The sequence below is a fragment of the Frigidibacter sp. RF13 genome, assembly GCF_026626305.1.
GTDB lineage: Bacteria > Pseudomonadota > Alphaproteobacteria > Rhodobacterales > Rhodobacteraceae > TMP-24.
The window spans coordinates 316,378-340,492 of the sequence record NZ_JAPNUE010000001.1; the positions used below are offsets into that span (position 1 = coordinate 316,378).

The following is a 24,115-nucleotide window of genomic DNA, read 5'->3' on the forward strand; positions in this document are numbered from 1 at the left end:
ATGGCCCCCGTTTCGTTTCTCAGGCCAGCCGCGCGAGAACACGTGCCCAGCTGCGGATGCCCTTGTGGAAGCTTTCGACGTCGTACTTCTCGTTCGGGCTGTGGATCGCGTCATCGTCGTTGGCAAAACCGATCAGCATCGCATCCATACCGAGAACCGACTTGAAGAAGCCAGCAATCGGGATCGAGCCGCCCATGCCGACGAAGACCGCCTCGCGGTTCCATTCGTCCGAGAGCGCGGCGCGCGCTAGCTCGAACTCGGGCCGGGCGATGTTCATCACCGCGGCGGGCGAACCTTCAAGATCCTTGTCCCAGGTGACGTGGGCGTCTGGCGAAAGGCGTGCCGCGACGTGGGCGCGGATCTTCTCGCGCAGTTTGTCGGGGTCCATGTCGCCGACCAGTCGGCAGGTGATCTTGCAATGGGCTTCCGACGGGATCACCGTCTTCGACCCCGCGCCCTGATAGCCGCCCCAGAGGCCGTTCACTTCGAGCGTCGGGCGGGCCCATTGCAGTTCCAGTGTCGAATAGCCCTTTTCGCCGCTGGAAACCGTGTAACCCACAGAATTGAGGTATGTCTGTTCGTCGAAGCCACAGTTTTCCCACTGTTTCTTCAGCGCGGGCGACAGTTCATGGACGCCCTCGTAGAAGCCTTCAACCGCGACGCGGCCGGTCTCGGGGTCATGGAACGAGGCGACGATACGGGCGATTTCCTTCAGGGGGTTGAGGCCCGGGCCGCCGTAGTGGCCGGAATGCAGGTCGATGCGCGGCCCGCGGATGGTGAATTCGTCCTTCAACATGCCCCTGAGTTGCGAGGCAATCGAGGGGATGCCGGGCGAGACCATCGACGTGTCGCAGATCAGCGCAAGGTCGGCGGTCAGTTCGGAGGCGTTTTCCTTCATGAACGGGATGAGCGAGGGCGAGCCGCTTTCTTCCTCGCCCTCGAGGAAGATCGTCAGGCGGCAGGGCAGGGTGCCATGCACGGCCTTCCAGGCCCGGCAGGCCTCGATGAAGGTCATGAGCTGGCCCTTGTCGTCCGACGAACCCCGGCCGCGGATCACCTTGCCGTTCGGCGTCTCCTCGATCGCCGGATCAAAGGGCGGGCGTTGCCAAAGGTTCAGCGGATCGACCGGCTGCACGTCGTAATGGCCGTAGAAGAGGAGATGGCGGTCGCCCGCGCCGCCGTGGCCCACGACCATGGGATGGCCGGGCGTGGGCCGCGCGGCGGCGTCGAAGCCCAGATCGTTGAGGTCAGCGGCGATCATCTCGGCCATCCTGGCGCAATCGGCCTTGTAGGCGGGGTCGGTCGAGATCGAGGGGACGCGCAGCATCGCCATCAACCGATTGATGGCTTCGGGCAGGGTGTCGTCGATCCGGGAAAGGACGGCGTCGAGAGTCATGGCGGGGCTCCTTATTCTTGGCGCGACCATAGGCGCGGCGCCGGGCAGTGGCAATCGCTGGCCAAGGGCTTGTAGATGGCTCCTCGTCCTCTTCGAGGCTCGTCGCACGAAGAGCGCATGAAATGCGACGATGAGTGCCACTCCAACCGTGCGCGGCAATTTGTTCCCTCGCAAAGGGTTGACTTGACCTCTATCAAGGCGTCCGATTCCCTATCAGGCCTATCCAGCCAGGCAGAAGACCGACCGCGCGAGGACCAGATGAATTACGATACCGCACTCGACAGCGCGATTTCCCGCCTGCATGACGAAGGCCGCTACCGGACCTTCATCGACATCGAACGGCAGAAGGGCCAATTCCCGAAGGCTATCTGGAACCGGCCCGATGGCACGCAGAAGGAAATCACCGTCTGGTGTGGCAACGATTACCTTGGCATGGGCCAGAATCCGGTGGTGCTGGACGCCATGCACGAGGCGCTGGATGCGACCGGCGCCGGCTCTGGCGGCACGCGCAACATCTCGGGAACCACGGTCTATCACAAACGGCTCGAGGCCGAGATCGCCGACCTGCATCGCAAGGAAGCCGCACTTCTCTTCACCTCGGCCTATATCGCCAATGACGCTACGCTTTCGACCCTGCCGAAGCTCTTCCCCGGTCTCATCATCTACTCGGACGAACTGAACCATGCCTCAATGATCGAGGGCATCCGTCGCAATGGCGGGGCGAAGCGCATCTTCCGGCACAACGACCTCACCGACCTCCGCGCGAAACTGGAGGCCGACGATCCGGCGACGCCGAAGCTCATCGCCTTCGAGTCCGTCTATTCCATGGACGGCGACATCTGCCCGATGGAAGCGATCTGCGATCTGGCTGACGAGTTCGGCGCGCTGACCTATTTAGACGAGGTCCATGCCGTCGGCATGTACGGGCCGCGTGGGGCAGGGGTGGCCGAGAAACTCGGCCTGATGGGCCGCATCGACATCATCAATGCGACGCTCGCCAAGGCCTACGGGGTAATGGGCGGCTATATCGCCGCGAGCGCTAAAATGTGCGACGCCATCCGCTCCTACGCGCCGGGCTTCATCTTCACCACCTCGCTGCCGCCTGCAGTGGCGGCGGGTGCGGCCGCCTCGGTCAAGTTCCTCAAGACCGCCCAGCACCTGCGCGACAAGCAGCAGGAGCATGCGAAGATACTCAAGATGCGGCTCAGGGCGCTTGGCCTGCCGATCATCGACCATGGCACCCATATCGTACCGGTTCATGTCGGCGATCCGGTCCATTGCAAGATGATCTCCGACATGCTTCTCGAACAGTACGGGACCTACGTCCAGCCGATCAATTTCCCGACCGTCCCGCGCGGCACCGAGCGGCTGCGCTTCACGCCCTCGCCGGTTCACACGCCGAAGGATATCGACGCGCTCGTCGCGGCGATGGACCGGCTCTGGGCGCATTGCGCGCTGAATCGCGCCGAACTTTCTGCCTGAGGCGGCTTATCCGGTGCATGTGCCCTTGCGCTGTGCTAAACAATCCACAATAGGCGGACTGATTAACACGAATCGTTGACCGCCAAACTGGGGACAGGACGTAACAGGCATGATCGGGCGGAGGGCCAAACCTTCGACGGACGAGATGGACAAACCCAAGGGGTTTGACGATTTCGAAGTGCGCCTGGGCGATGTGATGCGCGGTGAACGCGCGACGCTGTCCAAGTCGCTTCTTGATGTTCAGCGCGAGCTCAGGATCAAGGCAAGTTACATCGCCGCGATCGAGAATTGCGATGTGGCGGCCTTCGATACGCCGGGCTTCGTCGCGGGTTATGTACGGTCCTACGCACGCTATCTCGGCATCGATCCCGAATGGGCCTTCGACCGCTTCTGCAAGGAAGCGAATTTCACCGTGGCCCACGGCATGTCCGCCGCTGCCTCGGGCAGCGTCGGCAAGGCGCGGCGCAAGGTCGAATATGCCGATCCGCTCGCCGATCCGAACGCCTCCTTCATTCCGCGTGCTGAAAGCCTCTTCGCGGGGTTCGAACCCCGCGCCTTCGGTTCTATCGCGGTCCTTGTCGCGCTCGTCTCCGGTATCGGCTATGGCGGATGGAAAGTCCTGCAGGAAGTGCAGCGCGTCCAGCTGGCCCCGGTCGCCCAGGCGCCTGGCGTGATCGCCGAACTTGATCCGCTGACCGGCGCCGTCGCCACACCCGCCCAACCCGCGATCGAGGTCGCAGCCGCCTTGCCGGGAACTGATCTTCAACCCGACCCTGAGGCGCTCGACCGACTCTATCGGCCGCAGGCGCTTGATACGCCGGTGCTGGTTCCGCGTGATGGGCCGATCGCGGCGATCAATCCAGAGAGTGTCGGCGTCCTCAGCGACCCGACCGCCAGCCGCGTTGCTGAGGCGGTTGCAGCCGAACCCGGTCTTGGTGAGACCCCGGTTCAGGTCGTCGCAGCAGATGCGCCCGCGGTCGAGCTGATCGCCGCGCGCCCTGCCTGGGTGCGCGTTCAAGCGGCAGACGGGTCGATCCTCTTCGAGGGCACGATGGACGCGGGCGACCGCTATGCCGTGCCCGCGACCGACGAGCCGCCGCTTCTGCGCGCGGGCGAATCCGGTGCGATCTATTTCGCAGTGAACGGAGCGACTTACGGACCTGCGGGCACTGCTGGGCAGGTGACGAAGAACATTGCCCTGACCCCCGAGGCGCTGACTGAACGCTACCTCGTCGCCGATGTTGCGGCTGACGGCGATCTGGCTCGTGCGGTTGCCATGGCCTCTGCGACGCCGGTCGCTCCGACAGAACCGGTAGCGCCGTCGCAATAGGTGCCGTTGCACCCGGGGGCCGCGGGGTCTATCTAGGCGGCTGACCGAGTGACGGAGCCGCGCCCCATGTCCCACAATCCCATCCGCCCCTGGCGTTCGATCGAGCGGCGTGTGTCGCGCCAGATCCGTGTGGGCAAGGTTCTGGTGGGCGGCGATGCGCCGATCTCGGTCCAGACGATGACCAACACGATCACCTCGGACGTGGCCGCGACCATCGAACAGGTGCAGCGCTGCGCTGTGGCCGGGGCGGACATCGTCCGCATCTCGACGCCCGACGAGGATGCGACCCGCGCCTTGAGGGAGATTGTCGCGGAAAGTCCCGTGCCGATCGTCGCCGACATCCATTTCCACTACAAACGCGCCATCGAGGCGGCTGAGGCAGGTGCGGCCTGCCTGCGCATCAATCCCGGCAATATCGGTTCGGCCGACCGGGTGCGCGAGGTGGTGAAGGCCGCGAAGGATCACGGCTGTTCGATCCGCATCGGCGTGAACGCCGGGTCATTGGAAAAGCACCTTCTCGACAAATATGGCGAGCCTTGCCCGGCGGCGATGGTCGAAAGCGGGCTCGACCATATCAAGCTGTTGCAGGACAACGATTTTCACGAATTCAAGATCAGCGTGAAGGCATCCGACGTTTTCCTTGCCGCCGCCGCCTATCAGGAACTGGCGCAGGTGACTGACGCGCCGATCCATCTGGGCATCACTGAGGCGGGCGGGCTTGTCTCCGGCACGGTCAAATCGGCGATCGGGCTTGGCAACCTTCTGTGGATGGGGATCGGCGATACGATCCGCGTCTCGCTTTCGGCCGATCCGGTCGAGGAGGTGAAGGTGGGCTTCGAGATCCTGAAATCTCTCGGCCTTCGCCATCGCGGCGTCACCATCATCTCTTGCCCCTCTTGCGCGCGGCAGGGGTTCGACGTGATCAAGACGGTCGCAGCGCTGGAAGAACGGCTGGCGCATGTCACCACCTCGATGTCGCTCTCGATCATCGGCTGCGTGGTCAACGGCCCGGGCGAAGCGCTGATGACCGATATCGGCTTTACCGGCGGCGGCGCGGGCAAGGGCATGGTCTATCTCGCCGGGCGCCAGCATCACACGATGGGCAATGACCAGATGATCGACCATATTGTCGAGCTGGTCGAGAACAAGGCCGCCGAGATCGAGGCCACGGCAGCGGCCGAGAGTGCAGGCGCTGCGGCGGCGGAGTAGGGCGCCAGCCCCTTCGACGCGTCCGGGCCAGGGCTTGCATTACATAAAAGCAAATCCACAGACTTGCATAAGGCGATTGCAAGCCCTATAGTTTGCACATGAGCGACAGATGCGCCGTCCTGACCGGAGATATCGTGCGTTCCTCGGCCGCCGGGCCAGAGGCGACGGATCGTGCCATGGCTGTCCTTTCTGCCGCCGCGCGTGATGTTGCGGGCTGGACAGGCGGTGACACCCGTTTCACCCGCTATCGTGGCGACGGCTGGCAGATCTATCTGCAAGACCGCCCCGGCCTAGCCTTCCGCGCCACGCTTTTCCTTGCCGCACGGCTTACCGCAACACTCCCCGGCATGGCGACACGCATCTCCGTCGGTATCGGCCCGGTCGCGCGGCTCGGGGCGACCGGCCTCTCCGGCGCAAGCGGTGCGGCTTTTGAAACGTCCGGTCAGGCACTCGACGCACTGAGCAGCGGTTGGCACCGCCTCGCGATTGCCGGCGAAGGTGTTCTCGGCTTGCACGCGGCGCTCTTCGAGGTTGCCGACTGGATGATCCGGCGCTGGTCGCGAGAACAGGCGGAGGCCGTGGCGCTGGCGCTAGAGCACGACGGCGCGCCGATGGCGGAACTGGCGGGCCGTCTCGACATCACACGGCAGGCTTTCGAGGCGCGGATCGCCGCCTCGGGCTTCCGGGCGCTCGCCACCGCCTTGCACGAGATGGACCGCGAAACCTTCGGAGGGGCGGCATGATCGAGACCTTCGCGGCACTGCTCTTTGCCCATGTGCTCGCAGATTTCGTCCTGCAGACCGGCTGGATGGTCGCCAACAAGCGCGCGCCCGCCGCGATGCTGTCGCATATTGCCGTGGTCTTCGTAACCGCTGCGGCGACCATAGGCACGCTCCATCCAATTCTTCTCGGCCTCGCGGGCGCGCATCTTCTCATCGACACGCTGAAGACCTTCTCCGGGCGGCGCGGCCTGATACCCTTCCTCGCCGATCAGGCGGCCCATCTGGCAAGCCTTGCGGCACTCGCCCGGCTCGCGCCTGATCTCTGGGACGGCGGGCAGTGGTCCGGCCTTACGGCCGCGCCCGCCTGCTTCGCCCTCGCGGCGGGCCTGATCCTCGCCACCCGGGCGGGCGGCTTCGCCGTCGGCTTCCTGATGGAGCCATGGGCGCCCGACATGCCGGTCGGGCTTCTGGGCGCGGGCCGCGCCATCGGCATGCTGGAACGGGGCCTCGTCTTCATTCTGGTGATGACCGGCCAGACCGGCGCCATCGGCTTTCTGATCGCGGCGAAATCGGTCCTCAGGTTCGGGGCCGTGGGCGATGACCGCAAGATCAGCGAATATGTGATCGTGGGCACGCTCGCATCTTTCGGCTGGGGGATCGTGACGGCCATCCTGACGCTTTCGCTTCTGACGTACCTGCCGCCGCTTGGAATTCCCGACCTTCCTCCTTAGATTAGAGGGAAGGAGACCTGACATGTTCGGCATACCCGGAAAACCACCCGTAACCCTCACGCCGCGCGCCGTCGCGCAAATCGCGCGCCTGATGGCCAAGGACGGCGCCCATGGCCTGAAGGTGGGCGTCAAGAAGGGCGGCTGCGCGGGCATGGAATATACGATGGAATTCGCCGCCGCACCCGGCCCGATGGACGAGGTGGTGGAGCAGGACGGCGCGCGGGTGATGATCGCGCCCATGGCGCAGATGTTCCTTTTCGGCACCGAGATCGACTATGAAACCTCGCTTCTGGAAAGCGGCTTCAGGTTCATCAATCCAAACGTCGCCGAGGCCTGCGGCTGCGGGGAATCGATCAAGTTCAAGGACGCGCCCGAGGCCGGTGCCGGTTCGGGTGCGGGTCTCTAGCCCGCGATGAGCGTCTCAGCCGCCGACATCGCCTTTGCCGAAGAGCTGTTCGAAGGGTTGAGGCCTCTCACCAGCCGCAAGATGATGGGCGGTCTTTGCCTCTACCGCGACGGCACGATCTTCGCGATCCTGCATGGCGACGGCTCGATCTGGCTGAAAGGCGCGGGCGCCTTCGCCGACCGGCTGACCGCCGAAGGCTGGGAACGCTGGACCTACAGCCGCGACGGCGGGAAGGTCACCGCCATGCCCTACTGGCGCCTGCCGCCCGGGTTGCTCGATGATCCGGATGAAGCCTGCCGCTGGGCGCGGCAAGCGCTCGCGGCCCTCTGAAGCCGGCCAAGCGCCGCCCACACCATCATGGCAGACGGATATCGATCCGCCCCGCGCTAGGCTTTTCCGGCGCTGTGGCTTTTGCCGGATAACCGGCGCTGGCAAGATCGGCGGCCAGCATTGAACCCGCCCCCTGATCCGCATCGGTGAAAGCAATCACGGATTGCTCCGGCCCGCTGCCCGTCCGTTCCGCTGCGCCAACCCGCCAACCAAGCCCCGTCAGATAGACCGCCAGCGCCTCAGCTTCCGCCCGCGGGGTCAAGGAGAAGCGGATCGTCACCTCATGCTCGGGCGGTGGCAGGATGGCGAGTGCGGCGGGCAAACCTTCGGGCAGCGCGGCGATCCCGCCGAGCGCTGCGGGCAGAGAGGCGACCGCGTGCCGCGCGCGGGCACGGATCGTCTGCCAAGCCGGATCGGCCCAGCGATCGGGCGGGACCAGCGCGAGAGCCGTCAGCAGATTGTCGCGGATCGCGGGATTGGCGGTTGTAGGCAGGGTTTCGTCGGCAAGCGCGACCAGGGCGGCGGCGAGGGCCGTCTGCTCCTCGGGAACGAACCCGCCCGGCGCGAAGGCGGCGGCCAAAGCGTCAAGGATCGACCCGCTCGTATCCCGGTCGGCGGTCAGAAGATCGCCAAGCCGGGCGGCAAGCGCCTCACCGGGCGACAGGTCCGGCGGCATTTCGCCGCCCGCTTCGATGCCGAAAAGTATGGCAGGGAATATGAGGCCGGTCTGGCGCTCGATCTCCTCCAGGCTCGTCCGGTGCGCCTCGGGTAGGAACGTGGCCGGAAGCGTGTCTGTCTGCATCAGGATGAACGGATCGACGATCAGGCCAGCACTGCCATTCCGGCGCGAAACAACGACCTTCCAGAAGCCGGACGGTACCTGGGTGCCGTAAGGGGCGGGATCCTTCTCGGTCAGGATCGGGCCGGTGAAGATCACGATCCGGTCGGCCGAGGGATTGTGCCCGGACAGCGCCCAGTTCTCCAGCCTGCTCCAGATGCCGCGATTGAACCAGCCGAACTGGGGGCTGGCGTTCGCGTAAGTATCCACGATGCCGTTCAGGCGCAGCGCCGCCGCTTTCAGATCGCCCTCGAAGACCGGACCCCAGGTGATACCGTTGCGCGGGATCAGATGACCGCGGTCGATATCCGGGCCGAGGAACCAGGCCGGATCGGCCTGCTGCTCTTGTGGAAGGCGCGGGTCGAAGGAGAAGGCCCCCGGTACGCGCCTGAGCGACAGGCGGGCCTTGCGGTCCACCATTTCGGCAGCAAAGAACGGCTGACGCCGGGCGGCGTTCATCACGAGGCTCGCATTCGGATAGTCGAGCGGCGCGCCGCCGAGGGCGGCTGACGGGCGCAAAGCCTCGCCGAGGGCGGGCATCGGCAAGTCGAGGCCAAGGAAGGCGGGATCGTAGCCACTGTAGCCACCTGCCTCTTGCGCTGCAGAAATCACCGCCGAGGTCTCTGGAAGGGCGTTCTCCACCGTTGCCTTCAGGTCGGGCGGCAGGTCTTCCGTCTCGACACCTGTTGCCTTGGCACCTTCGTTCAGCGCCGCCGCAAGGCGCGCATTCTCGGAGATAAGCGCGTCGATCCGCGTCTGACTCGATTGCGCATCGGCACGCGATCTCTCGATCGTTAGCTGAAGCTCAGCTTTTTCGAGCGACAGGACCTCGTTCGCGTTGGCGAGGCCCGTCCTGGCACGCTCTGCCGCTTGCCATTGGTACCACGAGATAACGGCAAGCGCGGTTGCGGCGACCAGCAGGAGCGCAAGAATGGTAATGACCGCCTGACGGCGGCGCGCCTGCTGGGCGATCGTCGCCTGTTCGTGGCGATTGCTCGCGGTGACGAAGGCCGCAATGTCAGGATCGCGATCGGTAAAACGCGCCGCCGCGAGGAGCGCGTCACCCTGCAAAAGGTAACCCGGCGCTTCGCCGGAAGTTTTCCATTGCCGGGCGAGGGCGGAAAGCCGGATCAGTTCGCGCGCCGCCTCGGCGCGGCCCGCGAGGTCTGTGGCAGCATCTGCCCTGTCGCCTGCCGCCTCTTCCCCGAACGGATCGAGAATCGCCGGGTTGAAATCCTCCGCCGTCAGGTCGCGGCTGCCCAGAAGTTCCGCCGACCAGAAATCGAGAATGCGCTGCGCCTCGCGCCGCTCATGCGCAGTTTCAGTATGGGCGCCGCTCGCGCGGGCGCGTCCGAGGAAACCGCGGATCGCGGCAGCGTCGCGGGTCTTGTCGTCCATGAACGCCAGATGAGCGGCGCGCAGATCGCCGAGCGTCGGAAAAGGGGCAGGGGACTCAGTCATCGGATAACTCCGCCACGAGAGACTGCAGGGGGGCGCTGATCGCGACGAGCGCCCCGCAGTCGGATTTCAGGCTCCGGTCGACCGCGAAGAACCGGAAGCGCGCCTTGACCCGGACATTGGCGAAGGCGGCGACCAGCGCGTCATCCATCTGGTCGCGCGTGATCTGGTCGTCGAGCCGCCCGGCATAAAGACCAGTGTCCTTGGCCCATTGCGCCTCCGGCTCGTAGGCCGAAAGATCAAGGATCGCGCGCTTGAGGTCGGGCCAGTAGATCGCGAACTCGGCGAGAGCATCCGGCCCGCGATGATCGCAGAGATCGTCGATATAGCCGATCTTTATGTCGATCTCCTGCCAGGCCCGATGTTCGGCGACCCGTCCGTGCAGGGCGGGCGCGATGAGGGTGAGCGCGGCGCCCGCCCGCGCCACCTCCTCGCCCGCAGGCGCGGGCAGGGCGGGGCGAATGCCGCCCAGCGCCGCGCCCAGCCGGTCAAGCTCCAGCGCGTCGGCGGCGACCACGATCTGTTCGTTCAGCCGCGAGGGCACGGTCGCAAGGATGCGCGCCACATCGGCGAGCGCCACCTGCGCGGGGCCGGATTGCCGGTCGGCCAGCGCCTGCCTCAGGTCCGCGTTCGCCTTCGCAAGCCGGTCGAGCCACGCCCTCTCCAGTTGTTGCGTCAGCCCGGTGGCGGGCAGATCGGCGATCCAGCCGTCGATCAGCGTGCAGGCACTGTCGAGCCGGGTCTGGTAATCGACCAGTTCCGCCTCGCGCAGCGGATCGTCCCCCAGCGCTCGCGCCGCGCCGCGCAGGTTGCTCAGCTGGCGAAACTGCAGCTGGTGAAGGCAGTCATGAATTTCCTTGTAGGTGCGAAGCGTGCCGACGGTTTCGGCAATGCCGCCGATCAGCCCTTTCGAGGTGGCAAGAGCTGCGCGCACCTCCGGATCGTTCAGGCTTACAGCGGCGGCGGCGAGCCCGGTCAGAAGCACGCCTACCTGTGCCTCGGTTGCGGGCAAGGCCTCCAGCGCTTCAGGGCAAGCGGTCCGGATCGCATCTGTGAGCGGGGAGTCGGTGCGCCGCCGCAAGGCGATCTCGGTCAGGACCGCGCGCTCGATTCCCCGGTCGGAGAGTTTGCGCAGGAGCTCCAGCACCGTGTCGCGCATCGGCTTGCCCTGACCGACCCAGGCCTTGAAGAGGCCGCCACCTGTGGTCTTGCGCATCACGATATCAAGCTCGTCGGGCCCGAAACCGTCGCCGATCAGGATGGAAAGCGCGTCGATGGCGGCGGGGTCCAGCGGCATCGCGCCCCTCAGCGGTCGATCAGCCCGCCCTGACCCATTGCGATCAGGCGGCGGGTGACAAGCGCGATGGGCACGCCCTGATTGAACAAGGGATGCTGCCAGGCCGGATCGCCATAATGGTGCAGCGCAAGGATCTGCCAATCCATCGAGAAACAGGGCGAGCCGGAAGAACCGCCCTCGGTATTCGTCGCATAGCGCAGGCGGCGGCCATCGCCCGCCGGACCGAGGATCGCCTCGGTGTCGATGGCAAGCTTCATCGGCGCGCCGTCGGGGTGCTGGACGATGAGGAGGGGCGCGCCCTTCGGCGCGGGCTGGTCGGCCTCCGGCAGGCGGACGAAGCCGCGCGCGCCACTTTCTACCGGATCGTCGCCCGCCGGTTCAGAGAGTTCCAGGAGCGCATAGTCGAGTTCGTCGGCGGTGGGCGGCGTTTCGTCGGGCTGGTTCTTCGCCTCGGCGGGCGAGTAGGGGCTGTGGTCGGCGACGGCGGCAACGCTGGCCGTACGGCCCTCGGACCGCCCGCCGGCAGGTAGGGTGACATAGTCGAAGCGGCAGGCGATCTTCGACGCTTCCGCCTTTTCGACCACATGCCAGTTCGTCAAGACCGCCCTCGGCCCTACAAGAAACCCCGTGCCCGCCGCCGCGCCGCCAATCTCGACCCTGCAGACGCGGGCCTGCGCCCGTTCCAGCTCGCTCAGCCAGACCCGCACGTCGAAGGGCGGCAGGTCCGGCTTGACTATCCGCTCGAACCCCGGCGCATAGGCGTTCTTCGAGGCGTCCGCCTCGGGCGCCCCTGCCGTTTGCAGCGACAAATCGGCCTTGGGCGGCGGGGGCGCAAGCGCCACCCCAGGTAGGGCGGCGGCGATCACCGCCTGCACATCGGCCCGGCCCGGTCGGGCGCGGTAGAGCGCCGACAGGACCGGCCCTTCGCCACCCCGCGCGCCCGCCTTGGTCAACAGCTTGAAGAGCGCTTCCTCCAGCGTGTCGGCCTTGGCGGCATAGTGCTTGAACAGACGGTCGCCGGTGGCGAGAAAGACGATCCGGTCAAGCTCGTCCGTGTCGTCGAGCGTATCGACGAGCTTGGGAAGAAGATCGCGGATCGCCTCTTCGCTCAGCGCCATAGGTCAGACCCTAGCTCTCACAGCACGATATCCTCAAGGCTTTCGACCGGCTGATAGGCAATGGCGCCCTGATCGATTGCCTCATTGCCGCCCCGGGCCTTGGCCAGCGGATCGGCATCGCGGAGCGCGGGGAAGGAGAGGGACGCCAGCTCCTCTATATGGGCGATGGCCACCTGAAAAGTGCGGAACTCGCCCAGGACGAACCCTTCTGCCGCCTCATCGAGATTGCGTGCCTCTTTCAGGTCGCGGATCAAATCGCCCTGACTGAGCAGATAGGCGGTCGCATGCAGGCGGCCCTCGGGCGTCGGCATGGCGATCACCTTCCAGAATTCGCGCGGAATGGGCGCGTTCGAGGGCGGCATCAGCATGTCATCCTCGCGGCAGACCGGGCCGGTGAAGACAGAGGCCCGGAAGCCGTGGGTGCGCGAGGAGTTGAGGATGTAGTTTTCCAGCCCCAGCCACATGGTCTTGGCGCGGTTGAGGCCGGAATGCTGAAGCGCGGAATTGGTATAGTGGAACGTGTCGAAATTCGCGCGCCTGGCCAGCTCGCCCCAGTTCGGATCCTCGCGCCGCACCATATGGCCGCGGTCAAGCTCGGGGTTCTTGTAGGCGCCAGAGCCGAGCTGGATGTCGCGGTCGATCCGGAGATCGTAGAACCATTTGTCGCGTTCGCGCTTGATGCGCACAGCCTGTTCGCCGTCGATATTGACCGCCGTCACCCGCGGACTGCGACGGGCGCGGGAATAGAGAACGCCGAAATGCGAATAACGCAGTTCGTAGTCTTTCTTGCTGCGTGCGTCGGACGGCTGCGCGAGATCGGCGACAAGTGCAGGCGCGAGGTCTGGCCAGGGCACCGATAGTCCGCCGCCAAGGAAGTCGGGATCATAGCCCTCGCGGCCCTGCAGGTCGGCGGCATCATGTTCGCCGTCCGCGAGCCCCTCGGCCGCTTCCAGCGCGGCGCCTGGCACGGTGACCCGCGCGCCCTTCAGGATGCGCTTCACCGTCTCGGCGCTTACGGCGGCATTCGCAACGCCGTATTGGCCGGAATAATGCAGGCCCACCACCGCCTTCTGCTCGAGGCTGAGAAGGCAGGAGCCGGAATTGCCGCCAAGCGTCGTGCAATCGTGCGACAGGATCGTGCCCGCGCCGCCGGTCTTGATCCGGCCTGGCGCGAAGCGTTTCACGTCGTAGAGATCGCCGAAATATTTCTCCATCGCCGCGCGGTCATTGCGGCTGTCGCGTGCCGGATAGCCGATCGTGGCGACCAGTTCGCCATCCTTCGCGCGCTTGTCCGCAAGCGGGATTGGCGCCGGCGCCAGCCCCTCGCGCACGGCGATTTCGAGGATCGCCATGTCGGCCTCGGTATCGTCGGCAATATATTCGATGCGGGTGACGGGCAGTTCGAACGCGTCGGACCGTGCCGCATTCGCCTCTTCGCGCATGTCGAGCTTGGCGCCATAGCGCGGCCCGAGGGCCGAGCGCAGGAAAATACCCGACCCGTCCGCCGCGCGGCGCGCGACGATCGAGGCGACGTGGCGGTTCGTCACCACCCGGCGGCGGCCGTTCGGCGCCTCTTCGACCACGAAACCGGTGCCGCCCCAAGCCATGTCGTGATTGACGAACTCGACCCGCCCGACCGAGGGCACGAACCGTTCGGCGCCCTGCGCCACCTTCTCGGTGAAGTCGGGCAAGAGGTCGATCTTTTGCCAGGCGATACGATCATTGCGGATCAGAAGCGGCGGGCGACCGGTCTTGAGGATGATGGCCTCCAGCCCGAGCGGGTTTTCATTCGCCCAAGCCTCGACATCGGGGCCCACACTTTCAAAGCCGCTGCGTGGGGCGAAGCCGAAGCTCTCTGGCGCGATCCTGCCTTCCCGGATCGCCTTTTCGGCGGCCTCGAGGCCTTCCTTGCCCCAGCGCGCCAGCCTGTCGCGCGACGCGGCCGCCTCGGCGCCGGTGAAGGGGGCGGCGCCGTCGCCATGGCTGTGATCGGGCATATGGCTGCGGTCAGCGGCCAGGCCTTGATCGGTTTCGGGTATCTCGTCGAAGGACCGGCCGCCCACAAGGCCCTCCTGACCGGTGAAGCTCATCAGAAAATCTACCTCATCCGCCGTATAGGCCGGATCCCAATGGGTGTTCTCGGGCACGTTGGAATGGCCGTAATGACCGCCCTTCGTGTCCCAGGTCTTGGCATCTCGGTTATGCCCGCCCGGGTCCTTGCCATTCTTGGCGGGCTTGGGGAGACCGTTCGGCCAGACCTTGGGTACGCCATGTGTCGCCTCGATCCAGCGGCAGAGGAGCGCCACATTTCGCAGGACGGCCTTCGACTTCGGCCGGTGGGCGAAACCCACGACCTCGATCTGGACGGCACTGTCGCGGTTGGTCTCGACCCCGCCTGGCGGATTGCGCAGCGCCCGCGCGGCCATGTCCGTGTCGATATGCTGGTAAACCGTCGTTTCATCTACGGTGAAATGCGGGTCCGACCGGTGGGCGGCGAAGGCCGAGAACGCGCCCTGCGCGCTTGACCCTTCGGTCGTGTGATGAACGATCTTGAACGGGCCGCCAAGATATTGGCCGGAAGGGCCGGAAATCGGGTGCCACTGCGCCAAAGGATAGATCGGCATTATCTCCTCCCTGGAAAGTTCCGAATAGAATTAAAGGCTGGTAACGGGCCGCCGCCCGGGGGCAATCGGGCTGGATGGCGGCGCACTCGGAAGCGAAAATCCTGACCCGAAGTCTCGCGCCGATAGAAAATTGACGCAAGGTCAGGTATCCCTTACCGCAAGCGCGCCGGAAAGCTGACGCAGGGTAAGGTTTTTCTGACTTTGCGTTCTGCAAATGCGGACGTAGCGTGAATGCAAGATTGCGGATGAGGGCCCAGGGGCTGGCCGAACCGCCGTATTTGACCATTTAGACCGTCGTTCTGGCCACCTTGGATTCCTGGGAGGAGAACATGCCTATTTTTGCCCGTGCTTTTTCGAAATCCATTCTTCGCTGTCTTTGCCTGATCGTTGTCGCCTTCGGCGTCGCGGGACCGGCGTCCGCGACGCCGGGGCTTTTGACAATGGAGGACCTGCAGAAGATCGCGCCGAATGCGCGCGTTGAATTCCTGCAGGCGATCCTGGATGCCGAACCGGAACTTGACGCCGCCGGGATCAACACAAGGCTGCGGATGGCACATTTCCTCGCCCAGGTGATGACCGAGACCGGCGGTCTTGGCCGTCTGGACGAGAACATGAATTATTCCTTCAAGACCCTGATGCGGGTCTTCAGCCGCAAGACAATTTCTGAAACCAAGGCCCGCCAGATCGCGGGCAAACCGGTCGAGATCGCCAACTGGGTCTATGGCGCGCGGTTGGGCAATCTCGGCCGCGATACGATGGACGGCTGGGACTTTCGCGGCTCGGGCTATATCCAGCTGACGGGCCGGTCGAACTTCCGGGCGCGGGGCGCAGAGATCGGCATTGACCTTGAAAGCGACCCCGAAGTGGCGCGACAGGCGGCAGAGGGCTTGCAGGCGGCGATCGCCTACTGGACGGCCCGCAACCTCAACCCGGCCGCCGACGACAACGACCACCATCGCGTGCGGCTTCTGGTCAATGGCCCGGCCGCCCATGGCGAGGCGCAGGCCCGCATCTGGTTCAACCGCGCCTGGACCCGGGTCTTCTCGGCGAAGGAGGCCGAAGGGTTTGAGGGCGGCGCGGTGCTGCCGGGTGGTCCGGTCAGCGAAGGCGCGCTTTTCGATCAGATCCTGACTGAAAGCGGCCTTGTGAGCGTCGAGGAACTTGGCAACGAGGCAGGTGGCGCGGACGCGCGCGGCGAGGCGCTCAAATCCTTCCAGGCCGAGGTCGGCTTGCCGGAAACCGGCGAACTCGATGAAGCTACGCAGGAAGCGTTGCTCGACCCGCGCGAATGGCGCTATCAGGAGGACGTGATCGAGGCCTCGGCCCCGCAAGCGACCGACGGCAATCAGAGCGTCTCGTTCGATCTTGCGGACGGCAGTGAAGAGGCGGCGCCCGCGCCGCGCGATCCGAATGAAGGCACCGGCGCGCTCGCCGCCGACATTGGCCTCGGGGCGGCGGAGCGGGAGTTTCTGGACGGCGCCCGCAGCATCTACTCTGACTACGAGATGGGAGCTTTGGCCGAGACGGCACCGGAAAGCTTCAAACCCTTCTCGGTCATTGGCACCGACGACCGGGTTGCGATCACCGATACAACCACCTTCCCAGCCCGCGCCATCGTGCAGATATTGTTCGAGAGCCCGCGCGGGCGGCAGCTTTGCACCGGCGCGATGATCTCGCCCGACACGGTGCTGACGGCCGCCCATTGCATCCATAGCGGCACGCTGTCCGGCGTTCCCTTCACCGATTATACCGTCGTTCCCGGCCGCAATCAGGGCGCGGCGCCCTTCGGCAGCTGCGGTGTCACGCGCAGTTTCGTCCTGTCGGGCTGGGCGACCTCGGCCTCGGTCAGCGAGGCGCGCTATTATGACCTTGGCGCGCTGAAGCTCGATTGCCGGGCGGGCGAGGCGACCGGCTGGTTCGGGCTGACGCCGCTGGCCGACACGGCAATGGACCTGCCGATCGTCATCGAAGGCTATGCCGCCGACCTTGCCCCCACCGGGCGCCAATGGCGCAGCGAAGACCAGATCCGGCTGCTGTGGGACCTGAAGGGTTTTCATCAGGCCGACACCTACGGCGGCACGAGCGGCGCACCGGTTGCGGCCCTCGACAACCCGTCGGTGATCCTGGGTGTGCATACAAACGGACTTTTCGGCGATGAGGAGCCATGGGCCGCCAACAATGCCTTCACCCGGCTGACGCCGGAACGGCTGGCGCAGATCCAGGCCTGGATCGGGGGCGGACCATGAGGGCCGCTCTTCGCGTGGCGCTTTCAGCGCTTTTGCTCATCGCCGGCGGCGCGGCGGTCCGGGCGTCCGACGATGTGACCGTCTATGTCGAATGCACGGCTGCCGGAAAGACATCGCGCGGCAGCGGGGTACTGGTCAGTGCGCAGGGCCATGTGCTGACCGCCCGGCATGTGGTGCCCGAGGGCGCGAGCTGCATGGGGTCCGTCGGTGTGGCCGACGCCAATACCGCCGCCAAGCTGATCGTCCAGCCCTCGAACCTGCCGGTCGACATGGCACTTCTGCGCTTTGCGAAGCAGGGAACCTATCCGTTCGCGCCCTATTGCCCGCTTCAGGACTGGATGGTCCGGCGCGAGATCGTGGTGGCGGGCTTTCCGGGCCGGACGGAAACCGGCGCGGTTTCCTACCGGCAGGGGATCCTCTCGACCGTCACGCCCAATCAGGCGGGGGTTCTTGAGACCGATGGCCAGACGGTCGCGGGGATGAGCGGCGGGCCGGTCTTCTCACGCAATCTGCGCGGCGTTCTCGGTATCGTCGCGGGCGCGGACTTCGCGGTGGACGGGACCGTCAGCTATTATGGCATCGTACCCCTGGCCGATTACGCCGGACAGCTGCACCTTACCGAAAGCCCGCTGCCCTGCTACCGGCAAAGCGCCGATCCGGGCCTTGGCGCGGGCTTCGACGCCGTTTGGAAGGCGGGCGATGCGCCCGTGGCACTCAATGTCAGCCCCGACGAAGGGGTCTGTTTTCTTTACGAGACCTTCGGCGAGTTCAACTCGGTCGGCGACCGGGTCTGGGTGATGCCGAAGGAGGGGCATTATGAACTTGCCGGCGCCGAGAAGGCCGGCGGCACCCATGGAGGGAGGGCGAGATGCGTCTTCTATCCCTGAAGCCTGCGCACCGGCGGATGCGGCGCATCCTGCCCGCCCTGTGTGCGGTCCTTGCCGTCACAGGCGCCGCCCGGGCGCAGGACGAGGGCGGGCGCGATGCCGACTGGGCCCGCTCCGTCGCCGCTGCCGCGCTCTTCGACCTCAAGGTGACCGGCACGTTGAGAGCGGCCGATGGGCAAGCGCCGCAAGCGGAGGAGCGGCATGGCAAGGCCTTCGCCATCGGTCCGAACCTCCTCCTGACCTCGAACCATGTGCTCGGCGACTGGTCGGAATGGGCAACGGCCGAGGAAGACCGCAAGGAGGTCGCGCGCGCCGTCCGGCCGATCGACCGCCATATCACCATGCTGACCGCCGACAGCGATCCGGACCGGCCGATCGCCGACCCGGTGGTGATCCCGCCCTTCTCGCCCTCGGTCGATGCCGCCACCATGGTGGTCCCGAGCCTTGATCTGCCGGGCGGCGCGGTCTTCCGGCTGAGCCTCTGCGCACTGACGAAAGGGGAAAGCTATGCGGCCCTGCTTGTGGGCGGCGACCCACGCGATGCGGGCGCCATGTCGAACCCCGGCCTCGTATCGCTGAAGGCCGAGGGCTATGACCCGTCGCATTACGGCGGCCTGTTCGTCTTTTCCGTCGAGGGCGGCGACCGGTTCGAACCCGAACCCGAGGGCCATGACGGGGCGCCGATCCTCGATCAGGCAATGGATGTCGTGGCGCTCGTCTCGGCGGTGACCCGCGACGCGGGGCGGACGAAGGTACTTGCGACCCCGATCCAGCCCCTGATCCCGGGGACCGACCTTCTGCTGTCGCAGGCGCCGCAACTCGCGCAGGGCGGCGGGGCACGGCCGCGCTGCTCGGTGGCCGAACGGGTAGGCGAGATCGACTACAACGTCAGCACCCACGCGGTCTGGAACGCCTCGCGCGATCAGTTCACCAGCCAGCTCCGGCTGACCTACGACAATATCTACAGCCGCGGCACGATCAGCAAGGTCTCGGTCCAGTATGATTTCTTCGGGCGGCGCAAGAAGAACAGCCGCTATGCGAGTCTGCCGCTTTCCGGCGGCGACGGCAATTTCGACGGCGAACTGGTGCTTGAATCGATCGACCCGAGCTCGCGCCAGTTTCTGGACAGCGAAGTGGTGGTGGCGGGGCGGAACCTGTCGAAGAAGCTCGATTCCGACGGTGGCTATATCTCCTGGGTACGGCTCTTGATTACGCCCACCTATTCGGACCTGGGCGTCGAGGCGGCGGACCCGGTTGAGATCGGCCTCGCCTGGAGCGAGCTGGCGGCGGAGTGAGGATGGTGCATATCGAGCCATCTGCCGACCGAACTCGTCGAGAACTGCGTGCACTCCTCGCCAGGGTGCCCGACGCGTGCACGCAGTGCTCGAAGAGGCTGGGTGCCTTACCGGCGGCAGGTGTGCGGGCATGAAGGGCAGGGGGTGAGCGGATGAGGGCGCGAATATTGCGGTACTATGTCGGCTTGCTCGTCAGGCTTGCGGTCGCCTTGGTGACCTCTGTCGCGTCCGCCTGGGCATTCGCGCCCCCATCTTGGTTCAGCGGCAGTGTGACGGTCGATGTGCCATTCGAGGCTTCGGGCCTCGTCCCCGGACCGGATGGGACGGCGCTTATCCTCGGTGCGGGCGGCGAGCTTGCGCTTTTCGACATTGCCACAGCTAGCATCGTCGGGATGGCCGAGCTCGAGGGCCAGCCGGTCGCCGTGGCGGCCGGATCGCGGATGCGGACCGAGGCGCGGATCGCGGTTGTCACCCGGGCGGCGGACGGTAGCCTGTCACTGACCGGGCTATCCTTGGGCGCGCGCGGGCCGATCGGCACGATCGCGCTGAAGCTCGACGAACGGTTCGCCGACGCGGTCGCACCCGGCGCCATCGTCATCGGTTCGGACGAGGATCGCGCGGCAGGTGGGCGGCGGCTTCTTCTGTGGGACCGGGCGCCGGTGTCGCCGATCCAGTATTTCAGCCTGTTGAAGCCGGGGGGCTATGTCGCGGTGCCGGTAAAGGATATTCCCCGCGCGCTTGCCCCGATCGGGGCGGGCAAGCTGATGCTCGGCATCCATCCCGAAAGCGATCTCCTCTCGATTGTCGATCCCGCGCAAGGCGATCTGATCGACCTCGTCTCAGTCGATGGCCTTGCCTACACGGCGCCGGAAAGCCTCGCGCTCTTCGCGCCGATGGCGCCGGAGGGCGGTTCCGGGTCGGTCGTGATCGCCAATGCCGAAAGCGGTATCCTCACGATCGTCACCGTCGGCGGCGTGTCGCGGCCCCGGCTTGATCTGCCGCTTCAACTCACATTGCCCGACCCATTTCGGGCCGCAGGCGCACGCCCTGCGGTGGCTGCCGATCACGATGCGCAATTCATCTTGACCGGTATCGAGGGCGCGGCCGAATTGCGTGTCGTGCAGCGCCTGAAAGGGGCGCTCAGCTTTGGCGATACTCTGGTGCTGGATGCACCCTTGCGCGCCCTGACGGCGGTGAGTCCGCCATCGGGTTCGGGCGAAGACGCTTTCTTGTTCATCACTGGCGACGGGCGAAGCCTGACAGTCAGCGATATCGCGAGCCTGCTGCAGCGCGCCCGCAATGGCGTCACTTTCCAGCCGCAGGTCGCGGCGGCGCCGAACGTGCCGCTTGAGGCGGGGTCACTCAATGGGCTCGCCACGATCGAGGTGATGCGGCTGCAACGCGCGCTTGGCGGGCTTGGCTACAAGATCGGCGCGGTGGACGGGATGGGCGGGCCGCTGACCGAAACCGCGCTGCGCGCCTTCCAATTGGATCAGGGGCTGGAGCCGACCGGCAAGCTCGATCCCGAGACGGCAAAGGCGCTGCAGGCCGCGCTGTCGGCCAGCGGCGGGCAGACGGCGAACGGCCGGGTGCTCGACGCGTTCGACCGGACGATTGACACAGCGCTTGGCGAGGATTTCGACAGCGGGCGGCTTCTGGCCATGGGGCCGACGCAGACCAATGTCGACCATCCCTGTTTCGGCATGAACGACGTGCCGCCCGAGGCGCTCTGGCCGAATGCGGTCAAGTTCGCCAATCTCCTGCGCCGGATCGAAGGCGAGCTCGGGCAGGCGGTCGAGGTGGTCGCGGGCTATCAGAACGAGGCACTGACCCGCTGCCTCGGCGTCGGTGCCCATCCGCTGCATGGGGCCTTCCAGGCTTTCGATATCCGGCTTGCCGGTGCGGGCGACGGCGGTGTGAAGGACCTGTCGCGCCTTCTCGACGGTCTGGAGGCACGCGGGCTGGCCAGTGTCGAGCTGCAGGCCGATGGCGCGCTTCTGCATGTCGGCATCGAGATCGGCCGCAATCTCGCGGTCGTCGCCTCGTACCCGGCCGGGCCCCGAACCTGCGAGGCGGCGAAAGCGGATGTCGACGAGTTCGCCCGGCTTCTGGCGGGCGGCGATCTGGCCGGGCGCGAGATATTCGTGGCCAGGCTTGCCGACCGCGACATCTATGCGGTGGTGGTTGACGCCAATTCCGATCAGCGCGCGGCGGATGCGGCGAGCCGGGAGATCGCGGCGGTGGCGCCGCAGAGCAGTGACCGCAAGACCGGCGCCGATTCCTATGTGATCCGCAATCGCGACCTGTTCTTCGATCCGGCCTGCACGCGCGTCGCGGTGATCCGCGATCAGGCGCAGCGCAAGAAATACTGAAGGGCGGGCGGACATGGTCAAGATCGGCCTCTTCCTCCTCGGCTTTCTCTGCTTTCTTCTGGCGGTGCTGGCCGAGGTCGGCCTCGGCCTGGGGCTAAGCTCCGGCGGCGTGGCGGCGACCGACCGCGCCACACCGGGCATCGGCATCCGGATGCTGGCGCTGATCGACGCGGGCCTCGCCTGGACGCTGCTTCTGATGGCGATCGACTTCATCCGCCCGATGAGTACTGTCGCCCGCATTCAGGGCATCGTGACGCTGATCCTGTCGTTCTTCGGGGTGCTGGGCGGGATCGTGCTGATCTTCACCACGCTGGCGCTGATCATGCTGATGATCTCGCTTCTACTGGCGGTGCCCTTCGGCACGCTCGCCTATCTCGCCGCCTGGGGCGATTTTCCAAAGGGAATGGCGCGGGCGGCGCTGGGGTTGATCATGGTGCTGAAGCTCCTTGGCGCGCTGTTCCTCGTGCTCGCGAGCCCGAGCCTTTTGAAGAACAAGGGGCTTGTGGTACTGCTCCTCTTCTCGATCGGCAGCACTTTCCTGACCGGATTCCTCATCGCTTTCGTTCCCGCCTTCGTTGCGGCGATCGCCGACGCGATCGGCGCGCTCATCTCGGCGATCCTTGGCACGATCTGGCTTGTGGTGATGCTGATCGGTGCCATCTTCGCGGTGATCCGCGCGATCCGGAGCTTGGCACCGGGGTAGGCGAGCCGCTCGTCGAGCCCTTGCGTGCTCTCCTCGCTCTGGCACCGACGAGGCACGAAGGTGCCGAGGAGGCCTGCGGCGAAGCCGCCGGGACAACGCTCGTCGCCTGCGCCTCGCACCGCGCCGACGAGGCACGAAGTGACCGAGGAGGCGCCGGGCCGGGTGGCGCGTCAATCGTCGATGGTGATCTGCGCCGGACCGTTGCCATCGTTCTCCACGGAAAGGCTGCCCCCGCCGAGCCGGACCGAAAAGCTGCCACGACCACTCGGCTTTTCCTGTTCGGAACAGTCACCGTGAAGCGGCGCGCCAAGGCACAGGACCTCTGTCCTGGCCTTGCAATCGCTTTTCGGTGCGGGCGCGCAGCGATAGCTGACCCGGACCGGTCCGCCCTGCACCAGCACCAGCGTAAGTAGCCGGTTGTCGCGCTTGGGATCGCGGGCGAGCGCGCGCTGCGCGGTCTCGCCCTTGGCGAGCGAGACCGATGTGCTGCCGTCGGCGAAGCTGTCGAGATGCGGGGCGAAGGCGGTCGCGACACCGCCCAGCGCCTTCGCCCAGCCGGGTGGGGGAGGGGCGTCCTCCCCCGTCTTCCAGCTCCGCCCGTTGGGTGCAAAGATCATCGCCGCGACGAAGATCAGGCCGAAAAGCCCCAGACCGATGAACAGCCAGCGCATCAGGGGAACCAGATGCGCCAGATGGCGAGCAGGATGAGGGCAAGCAGGATCGCCTCGCCGATCACCGACAGGATCACCTTCACCACCACCGGCCAGTCGAGCCAGCCGGTCCCGTCGCCCGCAGGCAAGTTGCCGGTCCGGCCGGTCGGGTTATGGGTATAGGCCCAAAGTTCCCACGGGTTGTTGAAATATCCCCACCACATCGGAAAATTGTTCGATATCCGGACGTTGGCGGAGTTCTTGCCCGGCGCGATCATGCCAATCAGGCCCGCTGCCCCGAAGAGGATCAGCCAGCCGAAATAGGTCATCCAGAAGAAGGGGCCAAAGAGGCGGTTCTGGAAGACATGGGTCTGTTCGTGGGTGTAGATGCCTGCGCCGGGACCGTTCCCGAGGCTTGAAAGGACATTGCCTTGCGTGAAGGCAAATCCCGGCTTGATCGCGAAGCCGCGCGCGTAGCGATGCGCGCCGCGCCGCCCGTCGCCGTCCTGAAAATTCCCCCAGCCGAGATTGATCAGATGGATGAGGAAGGCGTTGACATTCAAGGGCAGGCCCCAGGTGAAGTCCGAGAGGAAGGTGACGACCCCGAGCCCGGTCCAGTTGTGGACCTTGTGGAACCCGTCGAACCAGCCGCCGCCCGCGCCAAGCGCCATCGCGATCCAGAGATAACCGGGCACGCCCCAGAGGCTGTCGCCGGTCGCGGCAAGGCCGATCATGTCGATGATCCCCGGCCAGATCATCAGGAAAAAGCCTGTGCCGATCATCGCCGCATCGGTCGCGCCGCCAAGCCAGATGAAGAAGGCGACGATCAACTGGGCGAAGAGGGCGCCCACGAGTGTCGTCAACCCGGCCTCTACCGCGTTCTTCGCGGCCTCGCCCGCAGACTTGCCCTGGATCACACGAACGATCAGCGCCAGCAGGAAGCCGAGGACCGCGAGACCCAGCCAGACAAGGATGCGGATCACCGAATAGAATTCGAGGAATGGATTGTCCATGATGGCCT

At 65.9% G+C, this 24,115-nt stretch carries 19 protein-coding genes; 12 read left to right on the forward strand and 7 right to left on the reverse strand.

Features of this window, described 5'->3' with window-relative positions; translation table 11 throughout:
* Window positions 1-19 precede the first annotated feature (19 nt).
* Window positions 20-1,396, reverse strand: a complete 1,377-nt coding sequence (locus tag OU426_RS01520) for a M20/M25/M40 family metallo-hydrolase (RefSeq protein WP_267632081.1) — start codon at window positions 1,394-1,396, stop codon at window positions 20-22.
* 258 nt (window positions 1,397-1,654) lie between these two features.
* Between OU426_RS01520 and hemA the strand changes: the two genes are divergently transcribed.
* The 7 genes from hemA to OU426_RS01555 all read left to right on the forward strand — a co-directional run bounded on the left by hemA (window position 1,655) and on the right by OU426_RS01555 (window position 7,606).
* On the forward strand, window positions 1,655-2,878 hold the full coding sequence (hemA, locus tag OU426_RS01525) for a 5-aminolevulinate synthase (RefSeq protein ID WP_267632082.1): 1,224 nt from the start codon (window positions 1,655-1,657) through the stop codon (window positions 2,876-2,878).
* Window positions 2,879-2,987: 109 nt separating this feature from the next.
* Window positions 2,988-4,208: a helix-turn-helix domain-containing protein gene (locus OU426_RS01530; protein ID WP_267632083.1), complete on the forward strand. Its 1,221-nt coding sequence runs from the start codon at window positions 2,988-2,990 to the stop codon at window positions 4,206-4,208.
* 66 nt (window positions 4,209-4,274) lie between these two features.
* Complete coding sequence (gene ispG / locus OU426_RS01535) at window positions 4,275-5,417, forward strand: flavodoxin-dependent (E)-4-hydroxy-3-methylbut-2-enyl-diphosphate synthase (RefSeq protein WP_267632084.1); 1,143 nt, start codon at window positions 4,275-4,277, stop codon at window positions 5,415-5,417.
* Window positions 5,418-5,515: 98 nt separating this feature from the next.
* Window positions 5,516-6,160, forward strand: coding sequence for a hypothetical protein (locus tag OU426_RS01540; RefSeq protein WP_267632085.1), 645 nt, complete (start codon window positions 5,516-5,518; stop codon window positions 6,158-6,160).
* Window positions 6,157-6,870, forward strand: coding sequence for a DUF3307 domain-containing protein (locus OU426_RS01545; RefSeq protein ID WP_267632086.1), 714 nt, complete (start codon window positions 6,157-6,159; stop codon window positions 6,868-6,870). The genes OU426_RS01540 and OU426_RS01545 overlap by 4 nt, the downstream gene beginning before the upstream one ends.
* A 22-nt stretch (window positions 6,871-6,892) precedes the next feature.
* Window positions 6,893-7,276 (forward strand): HesB/IscA family protein, encoded by a 384-nt coding sequence (locus tag OU426_RS01550; RefSeq protein ID WP_267632087.1) that lies wholly within the window; start codon window positions 6,893-6,895, stop codon window positions 7,274-7,276.
* A 6-nt stretch (window positions 7,277-7,282) separates the two neighbouring features.
* On the forward strand, window positions 7,283-7,606 hold the full coding sequence (locus OU426_RS01555; protein ID WP_267632088.1) for a TfoX/Sxy family protein: 324 nt from the start codon (window positions 7,283-7,285) through the stop codon (window positions 7,604-7,606).
* A gap of 25 nt (window positions 7,607-7,631) precedes the next feature.
* Here OU426_RS01555 and OU426_RS01560 read toward each other — a convergent pair whose 3' ends face one another.
* The 4 genes from OU426_RS01560 to OU426_RS01575 are packed head-to-tail and all read right to left on the reverse strand — an operon-like array spanning window position 7,632 to window position 14,941.
* A complete protein-coding gene (locus OU426_RS01560; protein ID WP_267632089.1) occupies window positions 7,632-9,905 on the reverse strand; it encodes a DNA/RNA non-specific endonuclease in 2,274 nt (757 codons plus the stop codon).
* Entirely contained in the window at window positions 9,898-11,199 is a 1,302-nt protein-coding gene (locus OU426_RS01565; RefSeq protein WP_267632090.1) for a hypothetical protein, read from the reverse strand. Before OU426_RS01565 ends, OU426_RS01560 begins: the two co-directional genes overlap by 8 nt.
* 8 nt (window positions 11,200-11,207) lie before the next feature.
* On the reverse strand, window positions 11,208-12,317 hold the full coding sequence (locus OU426_RS01570; RefSeq protein WP_267632091.1) for a trypsin-like serine peptidase: 1,110 nt from the start codon (window positions 12,315-12,317) through the stop codon (window positions 11,208-11,210).
* Between the two features lie 17 nt (window positions 12,318-12,334).
* Window positions 12,335-14,941 (reverse strand): DNA/RNA non-specific endonuclease, encoded by a 2,607-nt coding sequence (locus OU426_RS01575; protein ID WP_267632092.1) that lies wholly within the window; start codon window positions 14,939-14,941, stop codon window positions 12,335-12,337.
* A gap of 329 nt (window positions 14,942-15,270) precedes the next feature.
* On the opposite strand from OU426_RS01575, the gene OU426_RS01580 reads away from it, so the two are divergent.
* From OU426_RS01580 to OU426_RS01600, 5 genes are all read left to right on the forward strand, one after another.
* On the forward strand, window positions 15,271-17,187 hold the full coding sequence (locus tag OU426_RS01580; RefSeq protein ID WP_267632093.1) for a trypsin-like serine protease: 1,917 nt from the start codon (window positions 15,271-15,273) through the stop codon (window positions 17,185-17,187).
* Window positions 17,184-18,074, forward strand: coding sequence for a S1 family peptidase (locus OU426_RS01585; RefSeq protein ID WP_267632094.1), 891 nt, complete (start codon window positions 17,184-17,186; stop codon window positions 18,072-18,074). Before OU426_RS01580 ends, OU426_RS01585 begins: the two co-directional genes overlap by 4 nt.
* Entirely contained in the window at window positions 18,056-19,369 is a 1,314-nt protein-coding gene (locus OU426_RS01590) for a DUF2059 domain-containing protein (RefSeq protein ID WP_267632095.1), read from the forward strand. Before OU426_RS01585 ends, OU426_RS01590 begins: the two co-directional genes overlap by 19 nt.
* Before the next feature lie 152 nt (window positions 19,370-19,521).
* A complete protein-coding gene (locus OU426_RS01595) occupies window positions 19,522-21,741 on the forward strand; it encodes a peptidoglycan-binding domain-containing protein (RefSeq protein ID WP_267632096.1) in 2,220 nt (739 codons plus the stop codon).
* Window positions 21,742-21,754: 13 nt separating this feature from the next.
* Window positions 21,755-22,444: a hypothetical protein gene (locus OU426_RS01600; RefSeq protein ID WP_267632097.1), complete on the forward strand. Its 690-nt coding sequence runs from the start codon at window positions 21,755-21,757 to the stop codon at window positions 22,442-22,444.
* Window positions 22,445-22,614: 170 nt separating this feature from the next.
* Here OU426_RS01600 and OU426_RS01605 read toward each other — a convergent pair whose 3' ends face one another.
* Together OU426_RS01605 and OU426_RS01610 are read right to left on the reverse strand one after the other, a co-directional pair.
* Entirely contained in the window at window positions 22,615-23,115 is a 501-nt protein-coding gene (locus OU426_RS01605; RefSeq protein WP_267632098.1) for a hypothetical protein, read from the reverse strand.
* Window positions 23,115-24,107, reverse strand: coding sequence for a hypothetical protein (locus tag OU426_RS01610; RefSeq protein ID WP_267632099.1), 993 nt, complete (start codon window positions 24,105-24,107; stop codon window positions 23,115-23,117). Before OU426_RS01610 ends, OU426_RS01605 begins: the two co-directional genes overlap by 1 nt.
* Window positions 24,108-24,115: the final 8 nt, after the last annotated feature.

Excerpts from the sequence above, each read along its gene's own strand:
- OU426_RS01575 (WP_267632092.1), bottom strand. The coding sequence starts at position 14,941 with ATGCCGATCTATCCTTTGGCGCAGTGGCACCCGATTTCCGGCCCTTCC.
- OU426_RS01545 (WP_267632086.1), top strand. The coding sequence starts at position 6,157 with ATGATCGAGACCTTCGCGGCACTGCTCTTTGCCCATGTGCTCGCAGAT.
- OU426_RS01530 (WP_267632083.1), top strand. The coding sequence starts at position 2,988 with ATGATCGGGCGGAGGGCCAAACCTTCGACGGACGAGATGGACAAACCC.
- OU426_RS01580 (WP_267632093.1), top strand. The coding sequence starts at position 15,271 with ATGCCTATTTTTGCCCGTGCTTTTTCGAAATCCATTCTTCGCTGTCTT.
- OU426_RS01600 (WP_267632097.1), top strand. The coding sequence starts at position 21,755 with ATGGTCAAGATCGGCCTCTTCCTCCTCGGCTTTCTCTGCTTTCTTCTG.
- OU426_RS01610 (WP_267632099.1), bottom strand. The coding sequence starts at position 24,107 with ATGGACAATCCATTCCTCGAATTCTATTCGGTGATCCGCATCCTTGTC.
- OU426_RS01560 (WP_267632089.1), bottom strand. The coding sequence starts at position 9,905 with ATGACTGAGTCCCCTGCCCCTTTTCCGACGCTCGGCGATCTGCGCGCC.
- OU426_RS01540 (WP_267632085.1), top strand. The coding sequence starts at position 5,516 with ATGAGCGACAGATGCGCCGTCCTGACCGGAGATATCGTGCGTTCCTCG.
- ispG (WP_267632084.1), top strand. The coding sequence starts at position 4,275 with ATGTCCCACAATCCCATCCGCCCCTGGCGTTCGATCGAGCGGCGTGTG.
- OU426_RS01585 (WP_267632094.1), top strand. The coding sequence starts at position 17,184 with ATGAGGGCCGCTCTTCGCGTGGCGCTTTCAGCGCTTTTGCTCATCGCC.
- OU426_RS01550 (WP_267632087.1), top strand. The coding sequence starts at position 6,893 with ATGTTCGGCATACCCGGAAAACCACCCGTAACCCTCACGCCGCGCGCC.
- hemA (WP_267632082.1), top strand. The coding sequence starts at position 1,655 with ATGAATTACGATACCGCACTCGACAGCGCGATTTCCCGCCTGCATGAC.
- OU426_RS01570 (WP_267632091.1), bottom strand. The coding sequence starts at position 12,317 with ATGGCGCTGAGCGAAGAGGCGATCCGCGATCTTCTTCCCAAGCTCGTC.
- OU426_RS01555 (WP_267632088.1), top strand. The coding sequence starts at position 7,283 with ATGAGCGTCTCAGCCGCCGACATCGCCTTTGCCGAAGAGCTGTTCGAA.
- OU426_RS01605 (WP_267632098.1), bottom strand. The coding sequence starts at position 23,115 with ATGCGCTGGCTGTTCATCGGTCTGGGGCTTTTCGGCCTGATCTTCGTC.
- OU426_RS01520 (WP_267632081.1), bottom strand. The coding sequence starts at position 1,396 with ATGACTCTCGACGCCGTCCTTTCCCGGATCGACGACACCCTGCCCGAA.
- OU426_RS01590 (WP_267632095.1), top strand. The coding sequence starts at position 18,056 with ATGCGTCTTCTATCCCTGAAGCCTGCGCACCGGCGGATGCGGCGCATC.
- OU426_RS01595 (WP_267632096.1), top strand. The coding sequence starts at position 19,522 with ATGAGGGCGCGAATATTGCGGTACTATGTCGGCTTGCTCGTCAGGCTT.
- OU426_RS01565 (WP_267632090.1), bottom strand. The coding sequence starts at position 11,199 with ATGCCGCTGGACCCCGCCGCCATCGACGCGCTTTCCATCCTGATCGGC.